Annotated in this window: 18 protein-coding genes; 10 read left to right on the forward strand and 8 right to left on the reverse strand. The window is 47.1% G+C overall.

Features of this window, described 5'->3' with window-relative positions; genetic code table 11:
• Positions 1-31: 31 nt before the first annotated feature.
• Positions 32-1834, reverse strand: a complete 1803-nt coding sequence (gene ilvD, locus DWZ67_RS02355) for a dihydroxy-acid dehydratase (RefSeq protein ID WP_044467846.1) — start codon at positions 1832-1834, stop codon at positions 32-34.
• A 489-nt stretch (positions 1835-2323) separates the two neighbouring features.
• On the opposite strand from ilvD, the gene DWZ67_RS02360 reads away from it, so the two are divergent.
• Complete coding sequence (locus DWZ67_RS02360) at positions 2324-2896, forward strand: peptidylprolyl isomerase (protein ID WP_005833142.1); 573 nt, start codon at positions 2324-2326, stop codon at positions 2894-2896.
• A gap of 99 nt (positions 2897-2995) precedes the next feature.
• Here DWZ67_RS02360 and DWZ67_RS02365 read toward each other — a convergent pair whose 3' ends face one another.
• A complete protein-coding gene (locus tag DWZ67_RS02365; RefSeq protein ID WP_034532834.1) occupies positions 2996-4273 on the reverse strand; it encodes a serine dehydratase subunit alpha family protein in 1278 nt (425 codons plus the stop codon).
• A 119-nt stretch (positions 4274-4392) separates the two neighbouring features.
• Positions 4393-5586 (reverse strand): DUF4925 domain-containing protein, encoded by a 1194-nt coding sequence (locus DWZ67_RS02370; RefSeq protein ID WP_057252979.1) that lies wholly within the window; start codon positions 5584-5586, stop codon positions 4393-4395.
• A 374-nt stretch (positions 5587-5960) separates the two neighbouring features.
• Here DWZ67_RS02370 and aroC point away from each other — a divergent pair, with 374 nt between their 5' ends.
• Genes aroC through DWZ67_RS02390 form a run of 4 tightly spaced genes read left to right on the forward strand, consistent with a single transcriptional unit; the run spans position 5961 to position 10066 of the window.
• Positions 5961-7037 (forward strand): chorismate synthase, encoded by a 1077-nt coding sequence (aroC, locus tag DWZ67_RS02375; RefSeq protein ID WP_008664052.1) that lies wholly within the window; start codon positions 5961-5963, stop codon positions 7035-7037.
• A gap of 9 nt (positions 7038-7046) precedes the next feature.
• Positions 7047-8402, forward strand: coding sequence for a dipeptidase (locus DWZ67_RS02380; RefSeq protein ID WP_057255780.1), 1356 nt, complete (start codon positions 7047-7049; stop codon positions 8400-8402).
• A 15-nt stretch (positions 8403-8417) separates the two neighbouring features.
• A complete protein-coding gene (locus DWZ67_RS02385; protein ID WP_005833148.1) occupies positions 8418-9497 on the forward strand; it encodes an anhydro-N-acetylmuramic acid kinase in 1080 nt (359 codons plus the stop codon).
• 14 nt (positions 9498-9511) lie between these two features.
• On the forward strand, positions 9512-10066 hold the full coding sequence (locus DWZ67_RS02390; protein ID WP_005827192.1) for an NUDIX hydrolase: 555 nt from the start codon (positions 9512-9514) through the stop codon (positions 10064-10066).
• Positions 10067-10077: 11 nt separating this feature from the next.
• Here the strand turns inward: DWZ67_RS02390 and DWZ67_RS02395 are convergent, their stop codons facing one another.
• The 3 genes from DWZ67_RS02395 to mutA all read right to left on the reverse strand — a co-directional run bounded on the left by DWZ67_RS02395 (position 10078) and on the right by mutA (position 16673).
• The gene (locus DWZ67_RS02395; RefSeq protein WP_120138080.1) at positions 10078-12267 is read right to left on the reverse strand and encodes a DNA topoisomerase 3; all 2190 of its coding nucleotides are present in this window, start codon (positions 12265-12267) and stop codon (positions 10078-10080) included.
• Positions 12268-12580: 313 nt separating this feature from the next.
• Positions 12581-14728, reverse strand: coding sequence for a methylmalonyl-CoA mutase (gene scpA, locus DWZ67_RS02405; RefSeq protein ID WP_005833154.1), 2148 nt, complete (start codon positions 14726-14728; stop codon positions 12581-12583).
• A 46-nt stretch (positions 14729-14774) separates the two neighbouring features.
• Positions 14775-16673: a methylmalonyl-CoA mutase small subunit gene (gene mutA / locus DWZ67_RS02410; RefSeq protein WP_005833156.1), complete on the reverse strand. Its 1899-nt coding sequence runs from the start codon at positions 16671-16673 to the stop codon at positions 14775-14777.
• A gap of 270 nt (positions 16674-16943) precedes the next feature.
• Here mutA and DWZ67_RS02415 point away from each other — a divergent pair, with 270 nt between their 5' ends.
• A complete protein-coding gene (locus DWZ67_RS02415) occupies positions 16944-18605 on the forward strand; it encodes a putative transporter (protein ID WP_044467851.1) in 1662 nt (553 codons plus the stop codon).
• A 77-nt stretch (positions 18606-18682) separates the two neighbouring features.
• Here the strand turns inward: DWZ67_RS02415 and DWZ67_RS02420 are convergent, their stop codons facing one another.
• Entirely contained in the window at positions 18683-19312 is a 630-nt protein-coding gene (locus DWZ67_RS02420) for an AAA family ATPase (RefSeq protein WP_044467857.1), read from the reverse strand.
• Between the two features lie 104 nt (positions 19313-19416).
• Positions 19417-20769 (reverse strand): MATE family efflux transporter, encoded by a 1353-nt coding sequence (locus DWZ67_RS02425; RefSeq protein ID WP_044467852.1) that lies wholly within the window; start codon positions 20767-20769, stop codon positions 19417-19419.
• 257 nt (positions 20770-21026) lie between these two features.
• On the opposite strand from DWZ67_RS02425, the gene DWZ67_RS02430 reads away from it, so the two are divergent.
• The 4 genes from DWZ67_RS02430 (at position 21027) to DWZ67_RS02445 (ending at position 25738) form a co-directional block, all read left to right on the forward strand.
• Positions 21027-21434 carry an HU family DNA-binding protein gene (locus tag DWZ67_RS02430; RefSeq protein ID WP_098032130.1) on the forward strand — a complete coding sequence of 136 codons (408 nt, stop codon included), beginning with the start codon at positions 21027-21029 and terminating at the stop codon, positions 21432-21434.
• Between the two features lie 93 nt (positions 21435-21527).
• Positions 21528-23258 carry a lysine--tRNA ligase gene (lysS, locus tag DWZ67_RS02435; RefSeq protein ID WP_120138145.1) on the forward strand — a complete coding sequence of 577 codons (1731 nt, stop codon included), beginning with the start codon at positions 21528-21530 and terminating at the stop codon, positions 23256-23258.
• A gap of 98 nt (positions 23259-23356) precedes the next feature.
• Complete coding sequence (locus DWZ67_RS02440; protein WP_009037944.1) at positions 23357-24352, forward strand: NAD(P)H-dependent glycerol-3-phosphate dehydrogenase; 996 nt, start codon at positions 23357-23359, stop codon at positions 24350-24352.
• A gap of 48 nt (positions 24353-24400) precedes the next feature.
• Positions 24401-25738, forward strand: a complete 1338-nt coding sequence (locus DWZ67_RS02445; RefSeq protein WP_016273016.1) for a glucose-6-phosphate isomerase — start codon at positions 24401-24403, stop codon at positions 25736-25738.
• Positions 25739-25806: the final 68 nt, after the last annotated feature.

The raw sequence follows: 25806 nt of genomic DNA on the forward strand, positions 1-25806 counted from the left end.
CTCCTCCCCTCGCTTTCGGAAAGGGGGGCTTTTAATCAATCAGCCTCACAGCCCCTTTGTCAGCGGAACTCACCATACTGGCATATGCTTTCAATGCTTTGGAGACTTCACGGTTGCGGGTTACCGGAGTCATAGGGCGTGCTGCAAGCTCTTCATCCGTCAACTTCACATTGATAGAACGGTTCGGTATATCAATTTCGATAATGTCCCCATCCTTAATCTTGCCGATATTACCACCGGCAGCCGCTTCGGGAGAAACATGTCCGATACTTAGTCCGGAAGTACCACCACTGAAACGCCCGTCGGTAATCAATGCACACTCCTTACCCAGATGGCGGGATTTGATATAAGAAGTAGGATAAAGCATCTCTTGCATACCCGGTCCACCTTTCGGCCCTTCGTGAGTGATGACGACGACGTCTCCACTGACCACCTTTCCACCCAGAATACCGTCACAAGCCGCATCTTGTGAGTCGAAGACTTTCGCTGGCCCCGTAAATTTCCAGATACTCTCGTCTACACCGGCAGTCTTGACAACGCAACCGTCCTGAGCTATATTTCCCTTCAAAACCGCCAGACCGCCATCCTTGCTGTATGCATGTTCCAAATCACGGATACAACCGGTCGCACGGTCCGTATCGAGTTCCTTATAAGACGCATTTTGTGAGCCGAGTACCAGATTGAACTTTCCGGCTGCCGCACTGGAGTATTTCTTGATTGCCTCTTTACATACATTAGAGCTGGTAATACTATACCGGTCGATTGCCTCTGCCAACGTCATTCCATCCACACGGCGGACATTCGTATCGACCAATCCGCCCTTGGCAAGCTCATCCATGATGGCAATGATGCCACCGGCACGGTTAACGTCTTGTACATGATACTTTTGGGTATTGGGAGCCACCTTGCATAAGCAGGGGGTCTTGCGGGAGAGCATGTCAATGTCGTCCATCTTAAAATCCGCTCCGGCTTCGTGAGCCACAGCCAACAAATGAAGTACCGTATTAGTGGAACCGCCCATCGCAATATCCAGCGTCATGGCATTCAAAAATGCCTCGCGGGTAGCAATACTGCGCGGGAGTACACTCTCATCCCCTTCTTCATAATATCTAAAGGCATTCTCTACAATCAACCTGGCTGCATCCTCAAATAGTTTCTTGCGATTTTCGTGAGTGGCTACAATCGTGCCGTTACCGGGCAGTGCCAATCCAATCGCTTCATTCAAGCAATTCATGGAATTAGCGGTAAACATGCCTGAGCAGCATCCGCAAGTGGGGCAGGCATGTTGCTCAATCTGTGCCACCTCTTTATCGCCCACACTTTCATCAGCAGATTTAATCATGGCATCAATCAAATCCAAATGCTGTCCGTTCCATTCCCCGGCTTCCATCGGACCGCCTGAAACAAACACAGTCGGTATATTCAGCCTCATAGCCGCCATCAGCATCCCCGGAGTAATCTTGTCACAGTTACTGATGCAAACCATAGCATCTGCCTTATGGGCATTTACCATATACTCCACACTATCGGCAATGATATCTCTTGAAGGCAGGGAATAAAGCATACCGTCGTGTCCCATAGCGATACCGTCGTCAATGGCAATCGTATTGAACTCCGCAGCAAAACACCCCAGTTTTTCAATCTCTTCCTTTACAAACTGGCCTATTTCGTGCAGATGTACATGCCCGGGGACGAATTGTGTAAATGAATTGACTATAGCGATAATGGGCTTACCCATCTGTTCCTTCTTCATACCATTCGCCGTCCACAATGCACGGGCCCCCGCCATGCGGCGACCTTGTGTGCTGAACGAGCTGCGTAACTGATGCTTCATTTTCAAATCTCCTTTTAATGAAAAAGCCTCTCCCACTATAGTGAGAAAGGCTTAATAAATTATCTTCTAACGTACGAATACATACATAACCTTTCTCACGCTCTTGATGCCACCACCACGACGCGAATAATATGCAGGACTGCCAGGTTAATAGATGTATGTAAATTCATAACTTAATTCTTCTTTTTTGTTTCAAACGTGCTGCAAAGGTAAGGGCTTTTTTATAATCTCCAAACAAATTGATGAAAAAAATAAGATAAATATGAATAATCGTAAGAAAATGTCGCCCTAAAATCCTATTTTATCACTTAACAGTTCTAAATAGAACCATTCAGACAGCCAATGTAAATGTATTGCCAATCATTGAAACCATTTAATAATCTGAAAATTACCAAAGGCTCTCTACATCCCGAAACAAATAATTCGTATCTTTGTCTCTTCAAATACTCAAAAAAAAGTATTTACTAATTAAATAAAGATAGAAAATTAATGGAAACAGTAGAAAACAAGTACATCACCGTAGCATATAAGCTGTACTCAATCGAAAACGGAGAAAAAGATTTCGAAGAAGAAGCACCCGTAGAGCATCCTTTTCAGTTTATCTCAGGTCTGGGAATGACACTCGAACCCTTTGAAGCCCAGATAAAAGACTTGCAGATAGGCGATAAATTCGACTTTACCATTCCGGCATCAGAAGCTTATGGTGAATATGACGACGACCATGTTATTGACCTCCCCAAAGAAATCTTCATGATAGAAGGAGAATTCGACAGCGACCGTGTAGTGGAAGGCGCCGTCATCCCCTTGATGACTTCTGAAGGTCAACGCATCAATGGAAGTGTAGTAGAAGTAAAGGAAGACGTAGTTGTAATGGACATGAATCATCCACTCGCAGGTTGTGATTTGAACTTTACCGGAGAAGTGGTGGAAAGCCGTCCGGCTACGAACGAAGAGCTTGCTGAAGTTGCCCGTATGATGGGTGGCGGTTGCGGCAGCTGCGGTTGTGGTGACTGTGGCGACGGATGCGGCGACCATGAATGTGGAGGCGGATGCTGCCACTAAAGAATTAAGAATTAAAAATTAAAGAATCAGACTACACAGTATTAAGCATGCCGCATGGTAATTCTTTAATTTTTAATTCTTTAATTTTCAAATTCTATATTATTTACTTGTCATTATCTCCAATACCAATTTATCCGTTTCATTCATTCCTTTAGAACCGATTTTTGTCAGATTACGGATACTCTGATCCACATCCTCATCAATAATACCTTCTACGGAAGTCACACAACGGTTTTCCATGGCCATGATGGCTGAAAGCACTGCGGTTGAAACTCCGGTAGTTACTTTCAATGCACAACTGGGTTTGGCACCATCACAAATCATTCCGGTAAGATTGGCAATCATGTTCTGCACAGCATATGCCACTTGTTCATAAGTTCCTCCCATTAGCCAGGTTATACCGCAACTGGAACCCGTGGCAGCAACCACACAACCGCATAAGGCAGATAAGCGTCCCAAACTCTGCTTGATATAGATTACTGTTAAATGGCTCAACATCAAGGCACGAATCAATTCTTCTTCCGATTTTCCATTTTCTTCGGCATAGACCAGTACGGGAAGGGTAGCGGATATCCCTTGATTGCCACTGCCGGAATTGCTCATCACCGGAATCATGGCACCGGCCATACGGGCATCACATGCTCCCGAAGTGTAAGAAAGGATATGAGAGAAGACACTGTCGCCCATAATCCGGTGTTCGTAAGTGCCACGTAGGATTTTACCCAGTCCATGACCATATTCACCTTCGAAGGAACGTTCGGCGGCAGTCTTGTTCAGTCGTGCCGTATCAAGAATAAAACGGATGTCGTCTAATGGGGTTGTCATGGCGAAGTCATACACTTTGCGTAAAGTCAAGTCCAATACATCCTCCTCTTCGATACAAGAGGCAATTTGTTTGTCCAATAAGATGTCACCGTTGCGCGTTATATAAGTAAAGCAAGTATGCCCACCGGCAATAATAGCTGTTGCCTTGTTCGTATCAGCTTCACAACATACTTCTATATAAAGCTTCTCTTCCATATCGTTTTTTAAAGATATATGAATACGCTTTTCTTCTATGAAACGCTTTCCTGCCTCCACTGCATCAGGAGTACTTTCTTTCAAAACCTCCAATTGATATGCCGACTTACCTATTAAGGCGCCAAGCGCCACAGCAATCGGTAATCCAATCATCCCCGTACCTGGAATACCCACTCCCATTGCATTTTTCAGAATATTGGCACTCAGCAATACAGTTATCTTTTCGGGACGCTTATTCAGCACTTCCGCAGCCTTTGCTACACACAATGCCACAGCTATAGGTTCTGTACAACCAATGGCAGGAATTACTTCAGATTTAACCAAAGCAATAATCTGTCGTCTTTCCGTTTCTGTCATATCATTTCTACAATTTGATTATTTATCATGCAAATGTAGGAAAAAACAAACAAAAATCCCTCCTCTATAACCTGAAAATCAGGAGACAAAGGAGGGAAAATTCTATATCGAAAAAAAAGTTATTTAGCGGCAGTCAAGTTCAAACCAACTTCCAAACGAGTTGTTTCATTAATTATTTCAGGTAAACCCTTCAACATACCTTCTGCCATACCGGCCATACTTCCAAAATCAGGATCAGCTTTCATTGCTTCGATAAGCATATTTACAAACTCCTCATCCGAGAATAAAGGAGCAACTATATTTTTCATCAAAGGCAATAACAAATCCGTATTCAAATAAACCTTTAATTTACCTTCGTTCTTTTCGTAAGTCAAAGGCACACCGTCAGTTACCAAAGGAAGCAAAGACGTAACAGCCTGAGACAAAATTTCACTCATATCTATAGCCTTGGTAGAACTGCCCAGACGTTTTACATTGGCAATGATGGCATCCAGATTCAAATATACCTTCATTTGGGTATCACTGAGAACTACATATTGTGCAACATTCGCAGGAGTCTTAACAACAGAGGTACCTCCCTGAGCGGCATCAACATAAGAAGCTGAAATATTACCGTCAACACCCAAAGTAATATCATGCAACACACTACACAACATATCCTCTACATTCACTTTATCATCACCACCTGCGTCAATTAAAGGCATACGAAGAGCTAACGTCAAAATTGTTTGAATCGGTAGCTCCCAGCCAGGCATTACCTCTACATTCTTATTGGATTCCCAAATCAAATGAATCGGTTCTTCCGTATAATCAGAATTAAGGGGTGTAGGAACCCAAGTTGTTCCGGATAAAGCGGAATTTTTCAATGCGACATTAGTTAAATCTAATTTCAAGGAAGAAGCAGTAACCTTTCCTGCATAGTCAAAAGTACAATAATCGGTCTCACTTGTGCCGGAAAACGAACATTCATCACCTTGTATATTCAAAGTAACCGGAAGGGTTACAACCGGAGAACCAGGGAATACGCCTGCACCAAAAGAACCGGAAGCCGCTTCACGTGTAAGAATACCGGAAAGATCCAAATTGCCAGCCAATACCAAAGTAGCCTTGGTTGCATCAGAAGCATCCGGAGTAAAAGTTACTTTCTTTCCCAACATTGATCCACCGTTATAAGTCAAGTTCAAACCTGTTGCAACTGTAAACTCTGTTTGCGGCACAGGACATACTACCTTGTCATCGTCATCATCACTACAAGCCGTGAATAAACTCATTGAACAGATCAATGCAAATAAATAAAATAAATTCTTTTTCATACTTTTTTGAGTACTTGTTTAGTTAATAAAAAGCTTCCCAAGGGAGCTATTAATTTCCCATTTTAAATCAAAGGTGCAAAGTAACACTTTTTAAGGTTACAGTACAAGGTCTTTTCTAAAAAATAAATGTTCCTTTTTTCATCATTACGAGTGAAATTCAGATGCAGATTTCATAAAGAGTAAGCCATTTTTATAAAGAACAAGCCATTGACCAAACTCTGGCAAAGGCAGGCAACTTTATGCGGAAAAGACTTTTTATCTTATTTCCTTAAACGTTTTATGAAAAAAAGTTGTTATCTTTATAAAGTCAAAAGCATTTCTTATAAAGCGTATTGGCACATTAACCTCATATATAAACCTTTAAAGCATTTGATATGTTCAACTCATTTGGAAATATTCTCCGTCTTACCAGTTTTGGGGAATCGCACGGTAAGGGCGTGGGAGGAGTGATAGACGGATTCCCTGCAGGAATAGTCATTGATATGGATTTCGTCCAGGCAGAGCTCGACCGACGCCGCCCCGGACAGTCACGTATCACTACCGCCCGGAAAGAAGGTGATAAAGTGGAGTTCCTCTCCGGCATCTTCGAAGGAAAATCCACAGGCTGCCCCATAGGATTCATTGTATGGAACCAAAACCAACATTCTGACGATTACAATAATCTGAAAGAAGTCTACCGACCGTCACATGCCGACTATACTTATAAAGTGAAATATGGCATCCGCGACCACCGCGGAGGTGGACGTTCATCAGCCCGTGAAACAATCTCGCGTGTAGTAGCGGGTGCCCTGGCCAAATTGGCGCTGAAGCAGCTGGGTATACACATCACGGCGTACACTTCACAAGTAGGTCCTATCCGCCTTGAAGAAAATTATACCGCATACGACCTCGACCTGATAGAGACCAATCCGGTCCGCTGCCCCGACCCGGCGAAGGCAAAAGAAATGGAAGAACTCATCTTCAAGATAAAGGGAGAAGGAGATACCATCGGAGGAGTGGTGACTTGTGTCGTCAAAGGATGCCCCATCGGACTGGGACAACCCGTATTCGGCAAGCTCCATGCAGCACTTGGAGCAGCCATGCTCAGCATCAATGCAGCAAAAGCATTCGAGTATGGAGACGGTTTCAAGGGATTAAAGCAGAAAGGCTCGGAGCAGAATGATGTGTTCTACAACAATAACGGACGTATCGAGACCCGCACCAATCATTCGGGCGGTATACAAGGTGGAATCAGTAACGGGCAAGACATCTATTTCCGTGTAGCCTTCAAACCCGTGGCAACCGTACTGATGGAGCAACACACCGTGAACATTGACGGTGTAGACACCACCCTGAAAGCCCGAGGACGCCATGACCCGTGCGTATTGCCACGCGCAGTACCCATCGTGGAAGCAATGACAGCAATGACATTGTTGGATTATTACCTGATTGACAGAACAACACAACTATAATATTCACCCATGGAAATAAAGAAATACATCACCGAGAACGAGCCTAAAATGCTGGAAGACTTGTTCAGCCTCATTCGCATTCCAAGCATCAGTGCCAAACCCGAGCATCACGACGATATGCTTGCCTGCGCCGAACGCTGGGCACAGTTGCTGCTCGAAGCCGGAGCGGATGAAGCCCTCGTAATGCCCTCCAAAGGTAACCCGATTGTTTTTGGACAGAAAATCGTAGACCCGGACGCCAAGACCGTATTGGTATATGCCCACTACGACGTGATGCCAGCCGAACCTCTCGAACTTTGGAAAAGCGACCCCTTTGAACCGGAAATACGCGACGAACATATCTGGGCACGTGGTGCTGATGATGACAAAGGGCAATCTTTCATACAAGTGAAAGCGTTTGAATACCTCGTACGCAACGAACTGCTGCAAACCAACGTAAAATTCATCTTCGAAGGAGAAGAAGAAATCGGTTCGCCCAGCTTAGAAAGCTTCTGCCAGGAGCACAAAGAGTTGCTGAAAGCAGACGTCATTCTGGTTTCGGACACCAGCATGCTTGGTGCAGACCTGCCTTCACTGACCACCGGACTGCGCGGACTGGCCTATTGGGAAATAGAAGTGACCGGCCCCAACCGCGACCTACACAGCGGTCACTTCGGCGGTGCTGTTGCCAACCCCATCAATGTACTTTGCCAGATAATCAGCCAAGTGACGGACGCAGAGGGACGTATCACCGTACCGGGCTTCTATGACGATGTGGAAGAAGTTCCCCAAACCGAGCGCGACATGATAGCCCGCATTCCTTTCGACGAAGAGAAATACAAAAAGGCTATCCATGTAAAAGCACTTTTCGGAGAGAAAGGTTACAGTACGCTGGAACGTAACAGTTGCCGTCCGTCTTTCGACGTATGCGGCATCTGGGGCGGATATACGGGTGAAGGGTCCAAGACCGTGCTCCCATCCAAGGCATACGCCAAGGTATCCTGCCGGTTGGTTCCCCACCAGGACCACCACAAGATATCCCGGCTCTTTGCCGACTACATTCTGGACATAGCGCCGGATTCAGTACAGGTAAAAGTCACTCCGATGCATGGAGGCCAAGGATATGTATGTCCCATCACCCTACCCGCCTACCAAGCCGCCGAAAAAGGTTTTGAAAAAGCTTTTGGAAAGAAACCGCTGGCAGTGCGTCGGGGTGGAAGTATCCCCATCATCTCCACTTTCGAGCAAGTACTGGGCATCAAAACCGTTCTGATGGGCTTCGGGCTCGAATCCAACGCCATCCACTCACCTAATGAGAATATACCGTTGGACATCTTCCGTAAAGGAATAGAAGCTGTTGTCGAATTCTACCTCAATTATAAATAAAACAAGAAAATCAGGATGAAAGACTTCCAAATTCAAGCCATCGGCCTGATGTCCGGCACTTCCCTTGACGGGCTGGACGTATGTTGTTGCACTTTCCGGCAGCAAGCCGGAAAATGGTCTTTCCACATAGACTGTGCAAAAGGCTATAGCTACCCCGACGCCATGAAGCAGATATTGGGTACCGGTGCACAGACAATGAGTGCTTTGGAGTTCATCACTTTCCACAGCTCCTATGGAAAGTTTCTCGGTGAACGTGTCAACGAGTTCATGCAAGAATTTGGAGTCCACCCCGATATTATCGCCTCCCACGGGCATACCATCTTCCATGAGCCTCAAAAGAGAATCATGTACCAAATAGGTGACGGAGCCGCCATTGCCGCTGAAACCCGTATACCTACCGTTTCGGATTTCCGGCGGCTGGACATCATGCTGGGTGGGCAGGGCGCTCCACTCGTACCTATTGGCGACCGGTTGCTTTTTGCCGACTACGACTTCTGTTTGAATATCGGCGGTTTCTCCAACATCTCATTCGAGCAGGACGGGCGGCGCATCGCTTTTGACATCAGTCCGGTGAATTACGTCATCAACCATTACTGCCGGCAAATAGGATTGGAATTTGACCGTGACGGCGAGATAGCACGGCAAGGCAACATCTGCCAAGAACTGCTGGACGAACTGAACGGAATGGATTTCTACCATCAGTCCGGACCGAAGTCATTGGGACGGGAGTGGGTGGAAACGCTGGTATATCCCATGCTCGAGCGTTATGGCTTGAGTATGGAGAATATGCTACGTACCTTTTACGAGCATGCCGCCTGGCAAATATCACGCATCATCACCGCCCGCCCCTTGCCCGATGGTAACGGAAAACTGCTGATTACCGGCGGAGGTGCATTCAACAAGTTCCTCATAGAACGTATCGACGCCTTGTGTCCGTGTGAAATCGTGATTCCCAGCCGGCAAATCATAGAATACAAGGAAGCCCTAATCTTTGCTTTCCTGGGTGCCCTCTATATGGCGGACACACCCGGATGCCTCGCCTCGGTGACGGGAGCCACGACAGATAATATCGGAGGGATGCTGTTTAAAATATAGTCAATTCTACCATTATGGAAAAATCAAAAGACACCTGGACCGTCTTATCCAGCGAATACCTTCATCGGGCCCCATGGCTCACTGTGCGTAAGGACCATGTAGTACTGCCCAACGGCAACCACATTCCCTCCTATTATATATTGGAATATCCCAACTGGGTGAATACCATTGCCATCACCCGTGACGGACAATTCGTCTTTATCCGCCAATACCGGCATGGCATACAAGAAACATCCTATGAACTCTGTGCAGGGGTATGCGAAGAAGAGGACGGCTCTCCGATGGTTTCCGCACAACGGGAACTTTTGGAAGAAACCGGCTATGGAAACGGAGTATGGAAAGAGTTCATGCAAATCTCTCCCAATCCAAGTACCCACACCAACATTACCTACTGTTTCCTGGCTACGGACGTGGAGAAAATCTCCGAGCAACAGTTGGAAGATACGGAAAACCTGACCGTACACCTGCTTTCCTTGCAGGAGGTCAAGGAATTGCTGCAGCAAGGAAGCATCCGCCAGGCGCTGATGGCTGCTCCCCTCTGGAAATACATGGCGGAGAGAATTATTTAATGTGATTACCCTTATTCAAACGGCTTACGGAATGTGCATCCGGATTTCCATTCGGAACAACCGTAAGCCGTTTTCCCCTTGATAACGGTACCTTTTCCGCAAAGCGGACAAGGCTGACCGACGAAATCGTCAGCTTGTACGGAAGCCTCCGTACTTGAAGCTGCCACAGCGCCCGAAGCCTGCTCCGTCTTTTTACCTGCAGCGGCAGACTTTCTCGGTGTTCTTTTCTTCGGCTCCTTTTTCGGCTTATCGGCAGCCTCTGTCTTGGCAGAAGCCTTACTGCCCTTTTCGGGAGCAGGCGCTTGGATGGTGATGTGGCGGTTGCTGTTATCAGAAAGTACACTCATCACGACTTCCGATACCATCTGCTTCAATTCTTCCAAGAATTGTCCGGCATTGTAAGTTCGTTTTTCTATCTCACGCAGTTTCTTCTCCCAAATACCGGTCAGTTCCGCCGACTTCAACAGCTCCTCATGGATAATCTGTATCAGCTCCACACCGGTAGGAGTGGCTATCAGGTTCTTCTTTTCCTTGCGGATATAGTTTCGTTTGAACAGCGTCTCGATGATGGCTGCACGGGTAGACGGACGACCGATACCATTTTCCTTCAGCGCATCACGCAGTTCGTCGTTATCCACCAGCTTGCCCGCCGTTTCCATAGCACGCAGCAGGGTGGCTTCCGTATAAGGCCGGGGCGGCTGCGTCCACTTCTCATATAAATCGGGAACGTGCGGCCCGCTTTCTCCTTTCACAAAAGCCGGAAGCACATTCTCCTCTTCTCCCTTTTCCTCTTTCTCCTCCTGCGATTGTGCCGAGGGGGTGCCGAAGATAACACGCCAACCCGGTTCCAGAATCTGCTTGCCGGTGGCCTTGAACTCTATGCTCTCTACCTCTCCCAATACGGTGGTAGTGGCAAACTTACAATCGGGATAGAATACAGCAATGAAACGGCATGCTATCAAATCGAATACGCGACGCTCCATATCCGTCAGATTCTGCGGATGCTGGCCGGTAGGAATAATGGCGTGGTGGTCTGTTACCTTCGAGTTATCGAAAACCTTTTTGGACTTCAACAATGCAGTTCCTGTCAAAGGGGCTGTAAATGTCTCGTAATCACGCAGACCTTTCAAGATGCCGGGGCATTTGGGATAGATGTCATCACTCAAATAGGTAGTGTCTACACGTGGATAGGTAGCCACTTTCTTCTCATACAAAGACTGGATGATTTTCAGCGTCTCATCAGCGGAATAGGCAAACTTCTTGTTACATTCCACTTGCAAAGAAGTCAAGTCAAACAAGCGGAGTGGCGCCTCCCTCCCCTCTTTCTTGGTGACATCCGTCACGGTAAAAAGAGAATTCTTAATCTGGTCCAATAAAACAAGCCCACGTTCGCGGTCGGTAATGGGGTCGATACCCCGATTCTCTTCTTCTTTTTTAGGTTTCTTCCCGGCAGCTATAGCCTCTTTCTGCTTCTCGGCTTCCAATACCAGTTCCTCCTCACTTTTCCGGAGGATGGTGGAGAAAGTGGTATCTCGATAGACAGTCTTCAGCTCCCAGTATTGCTTGGGAACAAAATTCTGTATTTCCAACTGACGGTTTACAATCAGTGTCAGTGTCGGTGTCTGCACACGGCCAATAGAAAGTACCTGCCGGTTCTGCCCATACTTAATGGTGTAGAGGCGGGTGGCATTCATCCCGAGCAGCCAGTCGCCAATGGCACGCGACAAGCCTGCCTCGTACAAAGGCTGGAAATCCGACGCATCGCGCAGCTTGGCAAAGCCCTCACGGATGGCTTCCTCTGTCAATGAAGATATCCAAAGACGTTTCACCGGGCAACGTGCCCCGGCTTTCTGCATCACCCAGCGCTGTATCAATTCTCCTTCCTGCCCGGCATCACCGCAGTTTATAATCATATCGGCATGTTGCATGAGGTTCTCTATCGTATGGAACTGGCGCTCGTATGTGGGATTGCTAATCAGCTTAATGCCGAAACGGGGAGGTATCATGGGGAGGCTTCCCAAACTCCATGACTTCCAGTTAGGGGTATATTCATGCGGCTCCTTCAGCGTACAAAGATGGCCGAATGTCCAGGTCACCTGGTATCCGTTTCCTTCGATGTATCCGTCCTTCTTTTCTTTCGCTCCCAATACATCGGCTATGTCACGCGCCACAGAGGGCTTTTCGGCAATACAAACTATCATTCGTTATTCTTTTAGCGGGACAAAGGTAATAAAAAGGGGGCAAGAACGAAACGATAAGCAAGAAACGATAACATAGACCAGGTGATTTTTCTCCCCCAAAGCTGACGTACGGACATAAAAAAAGGAGTACCGCTGTACTCCAACCTTTGTTAACCTTAAATCTAATACTATGAAAAACACATTGCAAAGATACGGACTTCTGATAAATCTGCAAATTATCCAACTAAAAAAGTATGTTCTATAACACAGATTAAGAAAAAGGGACGGATATGTAAACACATACCGTCCCTCTTTTAACATTTAACGTGTCGGATTATTCTTCATCCAACAAGATTTCCAATATCTGGCAAGCAGCCTTGGCAACCGGAGTACCGGGGCCAAAGATGGCAGCTACACCTGCCTTGTAAAGGAAGTCATAGTCTTGTGCGGGAATTACACCACCGGCAATCACTACGATATCCTCACGTCCCAACTTCTTGAGCTCTTCGATAATCTGCGGAACTAATGTCTTGTGTCCGGCAGCCAATGAAGAAACCCCCACTACATGAACGTCGTTCTCAACCGCTTCGCGGGCAGCCTCGGCCGGTGTCTGGAACAAGGGTCCCATATCCACATCGAAGCCACAGTCGGCATATCCGGTTGCAACAACCTTGGCACCGCGATCGTGACCGTCCTGGCCCATCTTGGCTACCATGATACGAGGCTGACGTCCCTCTTTCTTCGCAAACTTCTCCGCCAATTCACAAGCACGGTGGAAGTCGCTGTCATTCTTACTTTCTGATGAATACACGCCTGATATAGTTCTAATTACTGCTTTATAACGTCCTACAATCTTTTCGCAAGCATAAGAGATTTCCCCCAAAGTGGCACGGACACGGGCTGCCTCGACTGCCAGTTCCAGCAAGTTTCCCTTACCGGTCTTTACACATTCAGTAATAGCCTCCAATGCCTTGTCCACTTCCGCCTGGTTACGTCCTTCCTTCAGACGCTTCAGGTTCTCAATCTGTTCCTGACGGACAGCCGTATTGTCGATTTCAAGAATATCAATCGGAGCTTCTTTCTCCAGACGATACTTGTTCACACCGACAATGGTCTGCGAACCGCTATCGATACGGGCTTGTGTACGCGCAGCAGCCTCTTCGATACGCATCTTGGGGATACCGGTTTCGATGGCTTTTGCCATACCGCCCAGCTTCTCTACTTCCTGAATCAATTCCCAAGCCTTGTGAGCCAACTCATTAGTCAAACTTTCCACATAATAAGAGCCACCCCATGGGTCTACATTCTTGCAAATGTAAGTTTCTTCCTGAATATAAATCTGCGTATTACGTGCAATACGTGCAGAGAAATCCGTCGGCAAGGCAATAGCCTCGTCAAGAGCATTGGTATGCAGTGACTGGGTATGTCCCAATGCAGCAGCCATCGCCTCGATACAAGTGCGGCCCACATTGTTGAACGGGTCTTGCTCTGTCAGCGACCAGCCGGAAGTCTGGGAGTGCGTACGCAAAGCCAGCGACTTCGGATTCTTTGGGTTGAACTGCTTCACAATCTTTGCCCACAACATACGTGCGGCACGCATTTTGGCAATTTCCATAAAGTGGTTCGTTCCGATGGCCCAGAAGAAAGAGAGACGCGGTGCGAAAGCATCGATGTCAATACCCGCAGCCGTTCCGGCACGCAGATATTCCAAACCGTCTGCCAGGGTGTAAGCCAACTCGATGTCTGCCGTAGCACCCGCTTCCTGCATGTGGTAGCCGGAGATGGAGATAGAGTTGAACTTAGGCATTTTCTGGGAAGTATATTCAAAGATGTCAGAGATAATCTTCATAGAGAATGCAGGCGGGTAGATATAGGTATTACGCACCATGAATTCCTTCAAGATATCGTTCTGGATAGTACCAGCCATTTCTTCCAACTTGGCACCCTGCTCCAGACCTGCGTTGATGTAGAATGCCATAACAGGAAGTACGGCACCGTTCATAGTCATAGAGACGGACATCTTGTTCAAAGGAATTCCATCGAACAACACCTTCATATTCTCCAAGGAACAGATAGATACACCTGCCTTACCAACGTCACCCACTACACGTTCGTGGTCGGGGTCGTAGCCACGGTGAGTGGCCAAGTCGAAAGCTACGGACAAACCTTTCTGTCCGGAAGCCAAATTACGACGGTAAAAGGCATTTGATTCTTCCGCTGTGGAAAAGCCTGCATACTGGCGGATGGTCCAAGGACGCAACGTATACATCACCGAGTACGGACCACGCAGATAAGGAGGAAGCCCGGCAGCATAACCCAAATGTTCCATTCCCTCAAGGTCTTCTTTTGTATAAACAGGCTTCACCTCAATGTGTTCCGGCGTTTTCCAATCAGCATGGATGCCGTTAGCCTTTTGCCACTCAGCACCATTGACGGGTTGAAAAGCGGCATATATATCTAAGTTTTTAAAATCTTTTCGCATCATGTTATTTACGATTTGACGATTTACGATTTACGATTGAAGTTGCTTACTTCAAAAGTTTGGCGTTGAATTCTTTTAATGTCTCTAATACGTTGACACGGACATGGATAAAGTTCTCGATACCGGCAGCCTTCAAGTCGTCCATGCAAGCAGGAGCACCGGCTACGATAAACATGGCACGGCCATTCAGAGCCTTGAAGGCAGGAACAGCATATTCTGCATATTCATCATCACTTGAACACAATACCACGATGTCGGCCTTGGCAGCCATAGCTGCTTCTATACCTTCTTCTACGGTGGGGAAACCGAGGTTATCCACAACTTCGTATCCGGCACAAGCCAGAAAGTTGCAAGAGTACTGTGCACGTGCCTGACGCATGGCCAGATTACCGATAGTCAGCATAAACGCTTTCGGGCGTTTGCCGGAAGCCTCTGTTTCGAGACGCAACGCTTCAAATTCACTGGCAGCACGGTCAAAGTTCAGTGTCGGAACATCTTTTTCGCAGGTATGTCCGCCGCCGCAACAGCAAGTAGCCTCAACCGGTTTCTTATCTCCCGCCTTTTCATTAAAGTTGGGGAACTGGTTGGTACCCAGCAACACTTCCTTACGCTTGGCGACTGCAGCATGACGTGCCTTGTTGCTCTCGTTTACGGCAGCCTGCACTTTTCCGGCTTTCACGGAAGCATAGAAACCACCGTCTTCTTCTACAGCGAGGAAGAGGTCCCAAGCCTGCTTGGCAATAGAGACGGTCAAGTTCTCGATATAGTAAGAACCTGCAGCCGGGTCTATAACCTTATCGAAGTGCGATTCTTCTTTCAACAGCAATTGTTGGTTACGCGCCATACGCTCAGAGAATTCGTTAGGAGCATCATAAGTCTTGTCGAACGGAGTAACCGTCATTGAGTCAACACCAGCAAGGGCGGCACTCATCGCCTCAGTCTGCGTACGCAACAAGTTTACGTGTGCATCAAACAAAGTCAAGTTGAATGAAGAAGTTTCCGCATGAATCTTCATCTTGGCTGCACAGCGACACTCGTTATCCTTACCCTTGTTTTCGCAGTCGCGCAGACACTCAGGACTGTAAGAAGCCACAATATTAGCCCACAGCATACGTGCAGCGCGGAATTTGGCTATTTCAAGGAAGTAGTTGGAACTGATACCGAAATTAAACTTAATCTTCTTGGCTACCATTGCAGCCGGCAGACCGGCATCAACCAACTGATTCATATATTCATTACCCCAAGCCAAAGCGTAACCCAACTCCTGGAAAATATAAGAACCTGCATTGTTTAATGTCAACGCATTCACATTCAACACACGGTATTTCGGAAGGGAAGCGGTAGCCTCGAGCAGCGCCTTGGCTGTTGCCACCATATCACCTTTTTCTTTACCTTTGGCCAGCATCTTGTTGAAGTAGTCATAGTTGATGGAGCCCTGCAATTTCGTCAAGTCATAATCCTTTTTCTGGAAATAAGCGACAAGAAGTTCTGCAAGTTCCACCACATGCCCCTGGCAGGTAGAGAAATTCAACTCGACACATTCCGCGCAGATATCTTTCAACAAAGTTTCAATATACTCTGCGTTCAATTCCTTGGCCTTTACATGGAAAGAGAGTGAATCTACACCTTTATTCAAGATGTCCAACGCCTTGGCATTGGCCTCTTTGGGGCATTCCACTTTGATTTCCTGACGAACAAGCCATTCATTGTTGTCTTTCTTGGTACCTCTGAGATAAGGAAACTCGCCGGGAAGGGCATCTGTCGTCTTCAAACCTTCCAGGTCCTCCATACGGTAGAAAGGTTTCACCTTAAATCCTTCGTTTGTCTTCCAAACGAGCTTCTTCTCGAAATCCGCCCCTTTCAGGTCTGCGGTAACTTTCTCCATCCACTGCTCAGTGGAAACGGGAGAAAAGTCGGAGAAGAGTTTTTCTTTACTGTCTGCCATAGTTTATTTAAAATTTAAATAGATGAATACTATTCATTTTTGTCATCAAGAGACTTGCAAATATAAACAAATACTTAGAACAAAATCTTTTTTTAGAGAAAATTGCACTTACAGATGACTCCGTGTCCATACGGATTCAGCGTATTCACCGGAAGCATACTCTACTTTTGCAAAGTTGATATAGCAAAAAGTACCACAAAGCCTTTGCTACCTCCTTTTTATTAAGTAATTTTGCGCGAAATTTAAAAAACGACATATTAATAAGGTACTATGAATTGGTTAGAAAGCTTGCTATGGGACCCTTCATCTGTCGCTCACATCGTTTGTTTGTATGCATTCGTAATATCTGTGGGCGTATTGCTGGGTAAGATTAAGATTTTCGGGGTATCGTTGGGGGTTACATTCGTCCTCTTTGCGGGTATCCTGATGGGGCATTTTGGCTTCACGGGCGAAACACACATTTTGCATTTCATCCGCGAATTCGGTTTGATTTTATTTGTATTCTGTATCGGTCTGCAAGTCGGGCCTTCCTTCTTCTCTTCCTTTAAAAAAGGGGGGATGCGGCTGAACATGCTTGCTGTTGGTATCGTGTTGCTGAATATCGCAGTAGCATTGAGCATCTACTTCATTGACGGAGGGATAGACTTGCCAATGATAGTAGGTATTCTCTATGGTGCCGTAACCAATACTCCGGGTCTGGGTGCCGCACAAGAAGCCCTGAACCAAATAAACTATACGGGAGACCCCATCGCATTGGGATATGCCTGCGCCTATCCGCTTGGTGTGGTAGGTATCATAGGTTCCATCATAGCCATCCGTTATATCTGCCGGGTGAACCTCAAGAAAGAGGAGCAGGAACTCAATACGCAAGAAGCAGATGTAAAGCATCAGCCGCACATGCTTCACCTCGAAGTACGCAACGAATCAATTTCCGGAAAGACCCTGCTCCAGATAAAGGATTTCCTGGGACGTCCGTTTGTCTGTTCACGCATACGCCATGAGGGGCACGTCAGTATCCCCAACCATGAAACGGTATTCCACGTAGGAGACCAGCTCTTCATCGTATGCTCCGAAGAAGATGCCGAAGCGGTAGCTGCCTTTATCGGAAAAGAAATACATGTAGACTGGGAAAAGCAGGACACCCCAATGGTTTCCCGTCGTATCCTCGTCACTAAGTCCGAAATCAACGGTAAGAAGCTGGGAAGCCTCCACTTCCGCAGTATGTACGGTGTAAATGTAACCCGTATCAACCGCTCAGGTATGGACTTGTTTGCTGATCCCAATCTGGTACTTCAAGTAGGTGACCGCGTAATGGTGGTTGGCCAGCAAGATGCCGTAGAGCGTGTAGCCGGTGTATTGGGCAACCAGTTGAAACGTTTGGACACTCCGAATATCGTTACTATTTTCGTGGGAATCTTCCTAGGAATCCTGCTGGGAAGCCTCCCCATCGCATTCCCGGGTATGCCGACACCGGTTAAGTTAGGTCTTGCAGGTGGTCCGCTGGTAGTGGCAATCCTTATCGGACGTTTTGGTCACAAAATGCATCTTGTGACGTACACCACCATGAGCGCTAACTTGATGTTGCGTGAAATCGGTATTGTACTCTTCCTTGCCAGTGTAGGTATAGAAGCCGGTGAGCATTTTGTACAAACAGTAGTAGAAGGCAGCGGATTACTGTATGTAGGCTATGGATTCCTGATAACCGTCATCCCTTTGTTGATAATCGGCATGATAGCCCGTTTCTATTGCAAAGTGAACTACTTCACCCTGATGGGTTTAATAGCAGGTAGCAACACAGACCCTCCTGCATTGGCATACGCCAATCAGACATCAGGCAATGATGCTCCGGCAGTAGGTTACTCCACGGTATATCCATTGACAATGTTCCTGCGAATTCTGGCGGGACAGATGATACTGCTGACAATGATGTAGGAGGAAATTAAGGAATTAAAATTAAAGGCTGCGCAATGTTGGTTTAACCCAACTACGCAGCCTTTAATTTTAATTCCTTAAAGTCTTAGCTTCTTCTTGACGAACTCTTCTATAAAGTCCACCGTAGCCTCAATACCCAATACGGAAGAATCGATACACAAGTGGTATGTTTCGGCAGCTCCCCATTTTTTGTAGCTGTAGTAGTTATAGTATTCGGCACGCTTCTTGTCCGCTTTGTTCATCATCTCCTCCGCTTCACGCTCAGAAATGGAATACATTCGGCAAATACGCTTGATGCGCTCCTCATTGGAGCAGGAAATGAAGACATTGGCACAGCGTGGATGTTCTCGCAGAATGTAATCGGCACAACGCCCCACAAACAAGCAGGACTTCTCCTCCGCCAATCTGCGTATCACGTCACTCTGCACTTTGAACAGAGCATCATTACTCAGGCAATTCGTGGCCGGGATAGCCCCGTCACTGACAAAAGGGAAACGCATGCCGAAGAGCCCTCCAATAATACCTTGTGAAGCTTTCTCATCAGCTTTCTCAAAGAACTCACAACACAGTCCACTCTCTTCAGAAGCCAACCTAATCAGTTCCTTATCATAAAAGTCAATACCCAGACGGGCAGCCAGTTTCTCGCCTATCTCCCGTCCGCCACTGCCCAGTTGACGGCCTATATTGATTATAAAATTATTGCCCATACGCTTATTCATCTATTGGTTTGCAGATAGCAAATATAAATATTCTTACGGAATATCTGCAGAAAGTAGGAAGAAAAATTCAGAGCCTCTCCCCCGACCTATCCCTACAAGGGAGAGGTTCTGAATTTGCGGAATTGACAAACCAACATCACCAATGCTATCAAACTTGCAAGCAAATCGGATACCGGCATGCTGTACCACACTCCTGCCACTCCGAAGAACTGCGGCAGGATAAGCAGGCAAGGAAGCAGAATCAGCATCTGTCGGGTAAGGGAAAGGAATATCGCTTTGCCTGCCATGCCTATGCTCTGGAAAAAGTTGGAAGTCACCATCTGGAAACCGATAATCGGGAAGAACATTACCGTAATGCGCAGTCCCGTGACCGAAAGCTCTGTCAGTTCCGCATCCGATGTAAAGATGCCCACTACCAGGTCCGGCACCAGCATACCGACCAGAAAGCCGAAAGTGGTCACTGCCGTGGCATAGATTATCGTCAGTTTCAGCACCTTGTTCACCCGTCCGTACAGCTTCGCCCCGAAGTTATATCCGGCAATAGGCTGCATACCCTGATTCAGCCCCATCACAATCATCACTACAATGAAAACCAGACGGTTCACGATGCCGAAAGCCCCGATAGCCAAGTCGCCGCCATACTTCTTCAACCCCTGATTGATAATGATAACGATGAAGCAGGCTGCCAGGTTCATCAGGAAAGGAGACATGCCGATGGCGAGCGAATCGAATACAATCTTACGTTTCAGACGGAATATCCCCCGGTGGAAATGCAACAGCTCATCCTTATTGCTGAAAAGCTTGAACTGCCACGTCAAAGAGATGATTTGCGCCACAATGGTAGCGACGGCAGCACCACGTATGCCCCAGCCAAAACCATAGATAAACACCGGGTCGAGTATGGTATTGATAACCACCGTGGCTATAGTGGCGTACATCGCCTTCTGTGGATGCCCTGAAGAGCGCAGCACTGCATTCAGCCCCAGATAGAGGTGCGTAACGGCATTTCCCAAAAGGATAATCTGCATATAATCCCTCGCGTAGCCCACCGTCTGGTCACTGCCTCCGAAGAAATAGAGAATCGGGTCGAGAAAGAGCATGACAATGATGGTAAAGGCAATTCCCAGTACCATGTTCAGCACAAAAACATTGCCCAGCACACACTGTGCCGTGTCATAATCCTTCTGCCCCAGCTTGACGGAAATCAGTGTAGAAGCCCCCACTCCTACCAACGAACCGAACGCCGCAGCCAGATTCATCAACGGGAAAGTCAACGCCAATCCCGAAATAGCCATCGTCCCAACGCCGTGACCGATGAAGATACTGTCTACCATATTATATAAAGAGGATGCCGTCATTGCGATGATTGCCGGAACGGCATATTGCATCAAGAGTTTACCTATACTTTCCGTTCCCAACGCCGTGGGAGTCTTTTGTCCTGCCATATTATATACCTATTTCTTTTTAGCGGGTGCAAAGGTACTCTTTTTTTAAAACAGAACAGCAGAAAAAACACCTTAAACCTGCACACTATGCGGATGATTTATGCTATCTTTGCGGTTCAATGATAAATCATAAGATATGATTACCATAATCATACCGTATGATTGATATAATCATACCGTATGATTGGCACATTCATACCGTATGAACCATGCCTGACCTACCGGTTGAGCCGGACACATAATAACAACAAGCCCCCATGGCATTCTATAAGAAAGTAAAACAGAAAGGCGACGACAAATGGCACCCAAGAGCCGTCACCAAAGGACATCCCTATACAACGGATGAAATAGCCCGATTATTGTCGGAAATGTCTACGGTAACCCCGGGAGATACCTATGCAGTATTAATGAATCTTGGTGAAGTGCTGGGCAAGCTGATGAGTTCGGGACACTCCGTAAAGTTCAAGGGCATCGGGACGTTCTACTACACCTGCCGTTCGGAAGGCACCGGGGTAGACACCCCAGAAGAAGTGAGTCCGGCGCAAATCACTGCGGTGCAGATACGCTTCATCCCCGAATACTACCGCGGGCAATGCGGACAAGTGACGGAACGCACCCTCCTCTCCCCGCACATCGAATGGGTGGATGCCGAAGGAGAGGGTTAATGTCACCCCCGTTCCCTATATTTCAAGGAAAAAGGTTCTCTATCTGAAAAATGTTTCGTACTTTTGTACCCAAATTGAGTGAAATATAGCGAAATGAACGTATTAGAACTAAGTGAACAAGAAATCATTCGTCGCAACAGCATGAATGAACTTCGCGCGATGGGCATCGAGCCTTATCCCGCAGCAGAGTATGTAACAAATGCTTTCTCTACCGATATTAAAGCTGAATTCAACGATGATGCAGAGCCTCACCAGGTGTCCGTTGCCGGACGTATCATGAGCCGCCGTATCATGGGTAAAGCATCTTTCATCGAATTGCAGGACTCCAAAGGACGCATCCAGGTATATATCACCCGCGATGACATCTGCCCGGACGAGGACAAGGAGATGTACAACACCGTGTTCAAACGTTTGCTCGATTTAGGCGACTTCATCGGCATCGAAGGATTCGTATTCCGTACTCAGATGGGCGAAATCAGCATCCATGCCAAGAAGCTGACCGTACTTGCAAAGAGCATCAAGCCCCTGCCTATCGTGAAATATAAGGATGGTGTGGCTTACGACTCTTTCGAGGACCCCGAACTGCGCTACCGCCAGCGTTATGTAGACCTTATCGTAAACGACAGCGTGAAAGAAAAATTCCTGAAGCGTGCCACCGTCATCAAGACCATGCGTGCCGTGCTGGATGAAGCCGGCTACACGGAAGTGGAGACGCCGATTCTTCAATCCATCCCCGGTGGAGCAAGCGCCCGTCCGTTCATCACCCACCATAACTCTCTGGATATGGACCTCTACCTGCGTATCGCCACCGAGCTTTACTTGAAGCGACTGATTGTGGGCGGATTTGAAGGTGTATATGAAATAGGCAAGAACTTCCGCAACGAGGGTATGGACAAGAACCATAACCCGGAATTCACTTGTATGGAGCTGTACGTGCAGTACAAGGACTACAACTGGATGATGAGCTTTACGGAGAAATTGCTGGAACGCATCTGTATCGCCGTAAACGGCTGCACAGAAACCGAGATAGACGGCAAGAGCATTAGCTTCAAAGCTCCCTACCGCCGTCTGCCCATCCTGGAAGCCATCAAGGAAAAGACCGGATACGACCTCGAAGGCAAGAGCGAGGACGAAATCCGCCAGGTGTGCAAGGAACTGAATATGGAAATTGACGACACCATGGGCAAGGGCAAGCTGATTGATGAAATCTTCGGAGAATTCTGCGAAGGTACTTTCATACAGCCCACTTTCATCACCGACTATCCCGTAGAGATGAGCCCGCTGACCAAGATGCACCGCAGCAAGCCGGGACTGACCGAACGCTTCGAGCTGATGGTGAACGGCAAGGAACTTGCCAACGCTTACAGCGAGCTGAACGACCCGATAGACCAGGAAGAACGCTTCAAAGACCAACTCCGCTTGAGCGAAAAGGGAGACGACGAAGCGATGTTCATCGACCAGGACTTCCTGAAAGCATTGCAATACGGTATGCCTCCCACATCGGGCATCGGTATCGGCATCGACCGTCTGACCATGTTAATGACGGGCGAATCCTTTATCCAAGAAGTGCTTTTCTTCCCGCAGATGCGTCCGGAAAAGGTTATCCCCAAAGATGCTCCTGCACGATACACAGAGCTGGGCATCCCCGAAGACTGGGTGGCTGTAATCCAGAAAGCCGGCTACAACCTGGTGAGTGACATGAAAGATGTGAATCCGCAAAAACTCCACATGGACATCTGCGGTATCAACAAGAAATATAAATTGGAACTGGCAAACCCGACCGTAAACGAAGTTGCTGACTGGGTCGGAAGAATTAAGAATTAAAAATTAAAGAATTAAATAGGCAAGATTAAAGATAAGAGGAGGAGGAAGGTACTCCTTTCCCCTCTTTTAATTTTTAATTTTTAATTATTAATTTCGATATGAAACTACCCGGTAAGATAGCCATCATGGGCGGAGGAAGTTGGGCAACTGCCATTGCAAAAATGGTTCTGTCACAAGCGGAGTCTATAAATTGGTACATGCGACGCGATGACCGTATTGCCGACTTCAAACGGCTTGGTCATAACCCTGCCTACCTGACGGGCGTCAAGTTTGATACCAAGCGTATCAACTTCAACTCCAACATCAATGATGTCGTGAAAGAATCTGATACGCTCATCTTCGTTACACCTTCCCCTTATCTGAAGGTTCACTTGAAGAAACTGAAGACTAAGATTAAGGATAAATTCATCATCACTGCCATTAAAGGTATTGTGCCCGATGACAACTTGATTGTCTCGGAATATTTCACTAAGGAATATGGCGTCCCGGCTGAGAATATTGCTGTATTGGCAGGTCCCTGCCATGCGGAAGAAGTGGCTCTGGAACGCCTTTCTTATTTGACCATTGCTTGTCCCGACACCGACAAGGCTTGCACCATTGCCCGCAAACTGGCCAGTTCATTCATCAAGACCTCTGTCAGTAATGACGTTGCCGGCATTGAATACAGTTCGGTGCTGAAGAATGTATATGCCATTGCAGCCGGTATCTGCAGCGGTCTGAAATATGGCGACAACTTTCAGGCTGTGCTCATGTCCAATGCCATACAGGAAATGAACAGATTCCTGCAAACGGTACATCCGCTGAACAGAAACGTAAGTGATTCCGTTTATTTAGGTGACCTGCTGGTGACGGGATATTCCAATTTCAGCCGCAACCGCACATTCGGTACGATGATTGGCAAGGGATACTCCGTGAAAAGCGCGCAGATTGAGATGGAAATGATTGCTGAAGGATATTACGGTACAAAATGTATCAAGGAAATCAACAAGCATTATCATGTCAACATGCCTATTGTAGATGCAGTATACAACATTCTGTATGAGCGTATCTCGCCGACGATTGAAATCAAGCTGCTTACCGATTCATTCCGGTAAGCGCGAAAAAAGATAAAACGAAATACTGAATTTAAAACCTAGAATATTATGATTAGTTTGAACATTGAAAAGACTCTTGGATTCATCTCCAAAGAAAACGTTTTCGCCTATGAAGCCCAAGTAAAGGCTGCACAGGAAGCATTAGAGAATGGTACCGGTAAGGGCAACGACTTCTTAGGCTGGCTGCACCTCCCCTCTTCCATCACTAAAGAGCACCTGGCTGACCTAAAGGCTACCGCACAGACGTTGCGTGACAACTGCGAGGTAGTAGTAGTTGCCGGTATTGGCGGAAGTTACCTCGGTGCACGTGCGGTGATAGAGGCTTTGTCAAACAGCTTCACTTGGTTGCAAGACAAGAAAACGGCTCCGGTCATTCTGTATGCAGGACACAATATCGGTGAAGATTATCTATATGAACTCACCGAATACTTGAAAGACAAGAAATTCGGTGTTATCAACATCTCCAAATCCGGTACTACCACTGAAACGGCCTTGGCGTTCCGTCTGTTGAAAAAGCAATGCGAAGACCAACGCGGCAAGGATATGGCAAAGAAGGTTATCGTTGCCATCACCGATGCCCAAAAGGGCGCTGCCCGCGTAACGGCCGACAACGAAGGCTACAAATCCTTCATCATCCCCGATAACGTGGGCGGACGTTTCTCCGTACTGACTCCGGTAGGCTTGCTGCCCATCGCAATAGCAGGTTTCGACATTGAGAAATTGGTTGCAGGTGCAGTTGCCATGGAAAAGGCTTGTGGAAAAGATGTTCCGTTTGCAGAAAATCCTGCTGCCATCTATGCAGCTACGCGTAACGAGCTCTACAAGAACGGTAAGAAAATTGAAATCCTCGTAAACTACAATCCCAAACTGCACTACGTAAGCGAATGGTGGAAGCAGCTTTATGGTGAATCCGAAGGTAAGGAAAACAAGGGTATCTTCCCTGCTGCCGTAGATTTCTCCACCGACCTGCACTCCATGGGACAATGGATTCAGGAAGGCGAACGTACCATCTACGAAACTGTCATCTCCGTGGAGAAGACACAGCACTCCCTACAAGTACCTTCGGACGAAGCCAACCTCGACGGACTGAACTTCCTGGCAGGCAAGCACGTGGACGAAGTGAACAAGATGGCTGAATTGGGCACACAGCTTGCCCACGTTGACGGCGGCGTACCCAACATGCGCATCGTTATCCCTGCACTGAATGAAGAAAGCATCGGAGGTCTGCTCTACTTCTTCGAAATAGCTTGCGGTATCAGCGGTTATATTTTGGGAGTCAATCCGTTCAACCAACCGGGTGTGGAAGCATATAAGAAGAATATGTTTGCATTGCTGAACAAGCCCGGCTACGAAGAAGAGTCCAAAGCTATCCAGGCAAGACTTTGATAAATTAAGAATTGAGAGTTGAGAATTGAGAAATGGCTGCACAACAAGTGCGAAGAGAACCGTTCCCC

Source organism: Bacteroides sp. AF34-31BH, from assembly GCF_003602795.1.
In the GTDB taxonomy this organism is placed as follows: domain Bacteria; phylum Bacteroidota; class Bacteroidia; order Bacteroidales; family Bacteroidaceae; genus Bacteroides; species Bacteroides uniformis.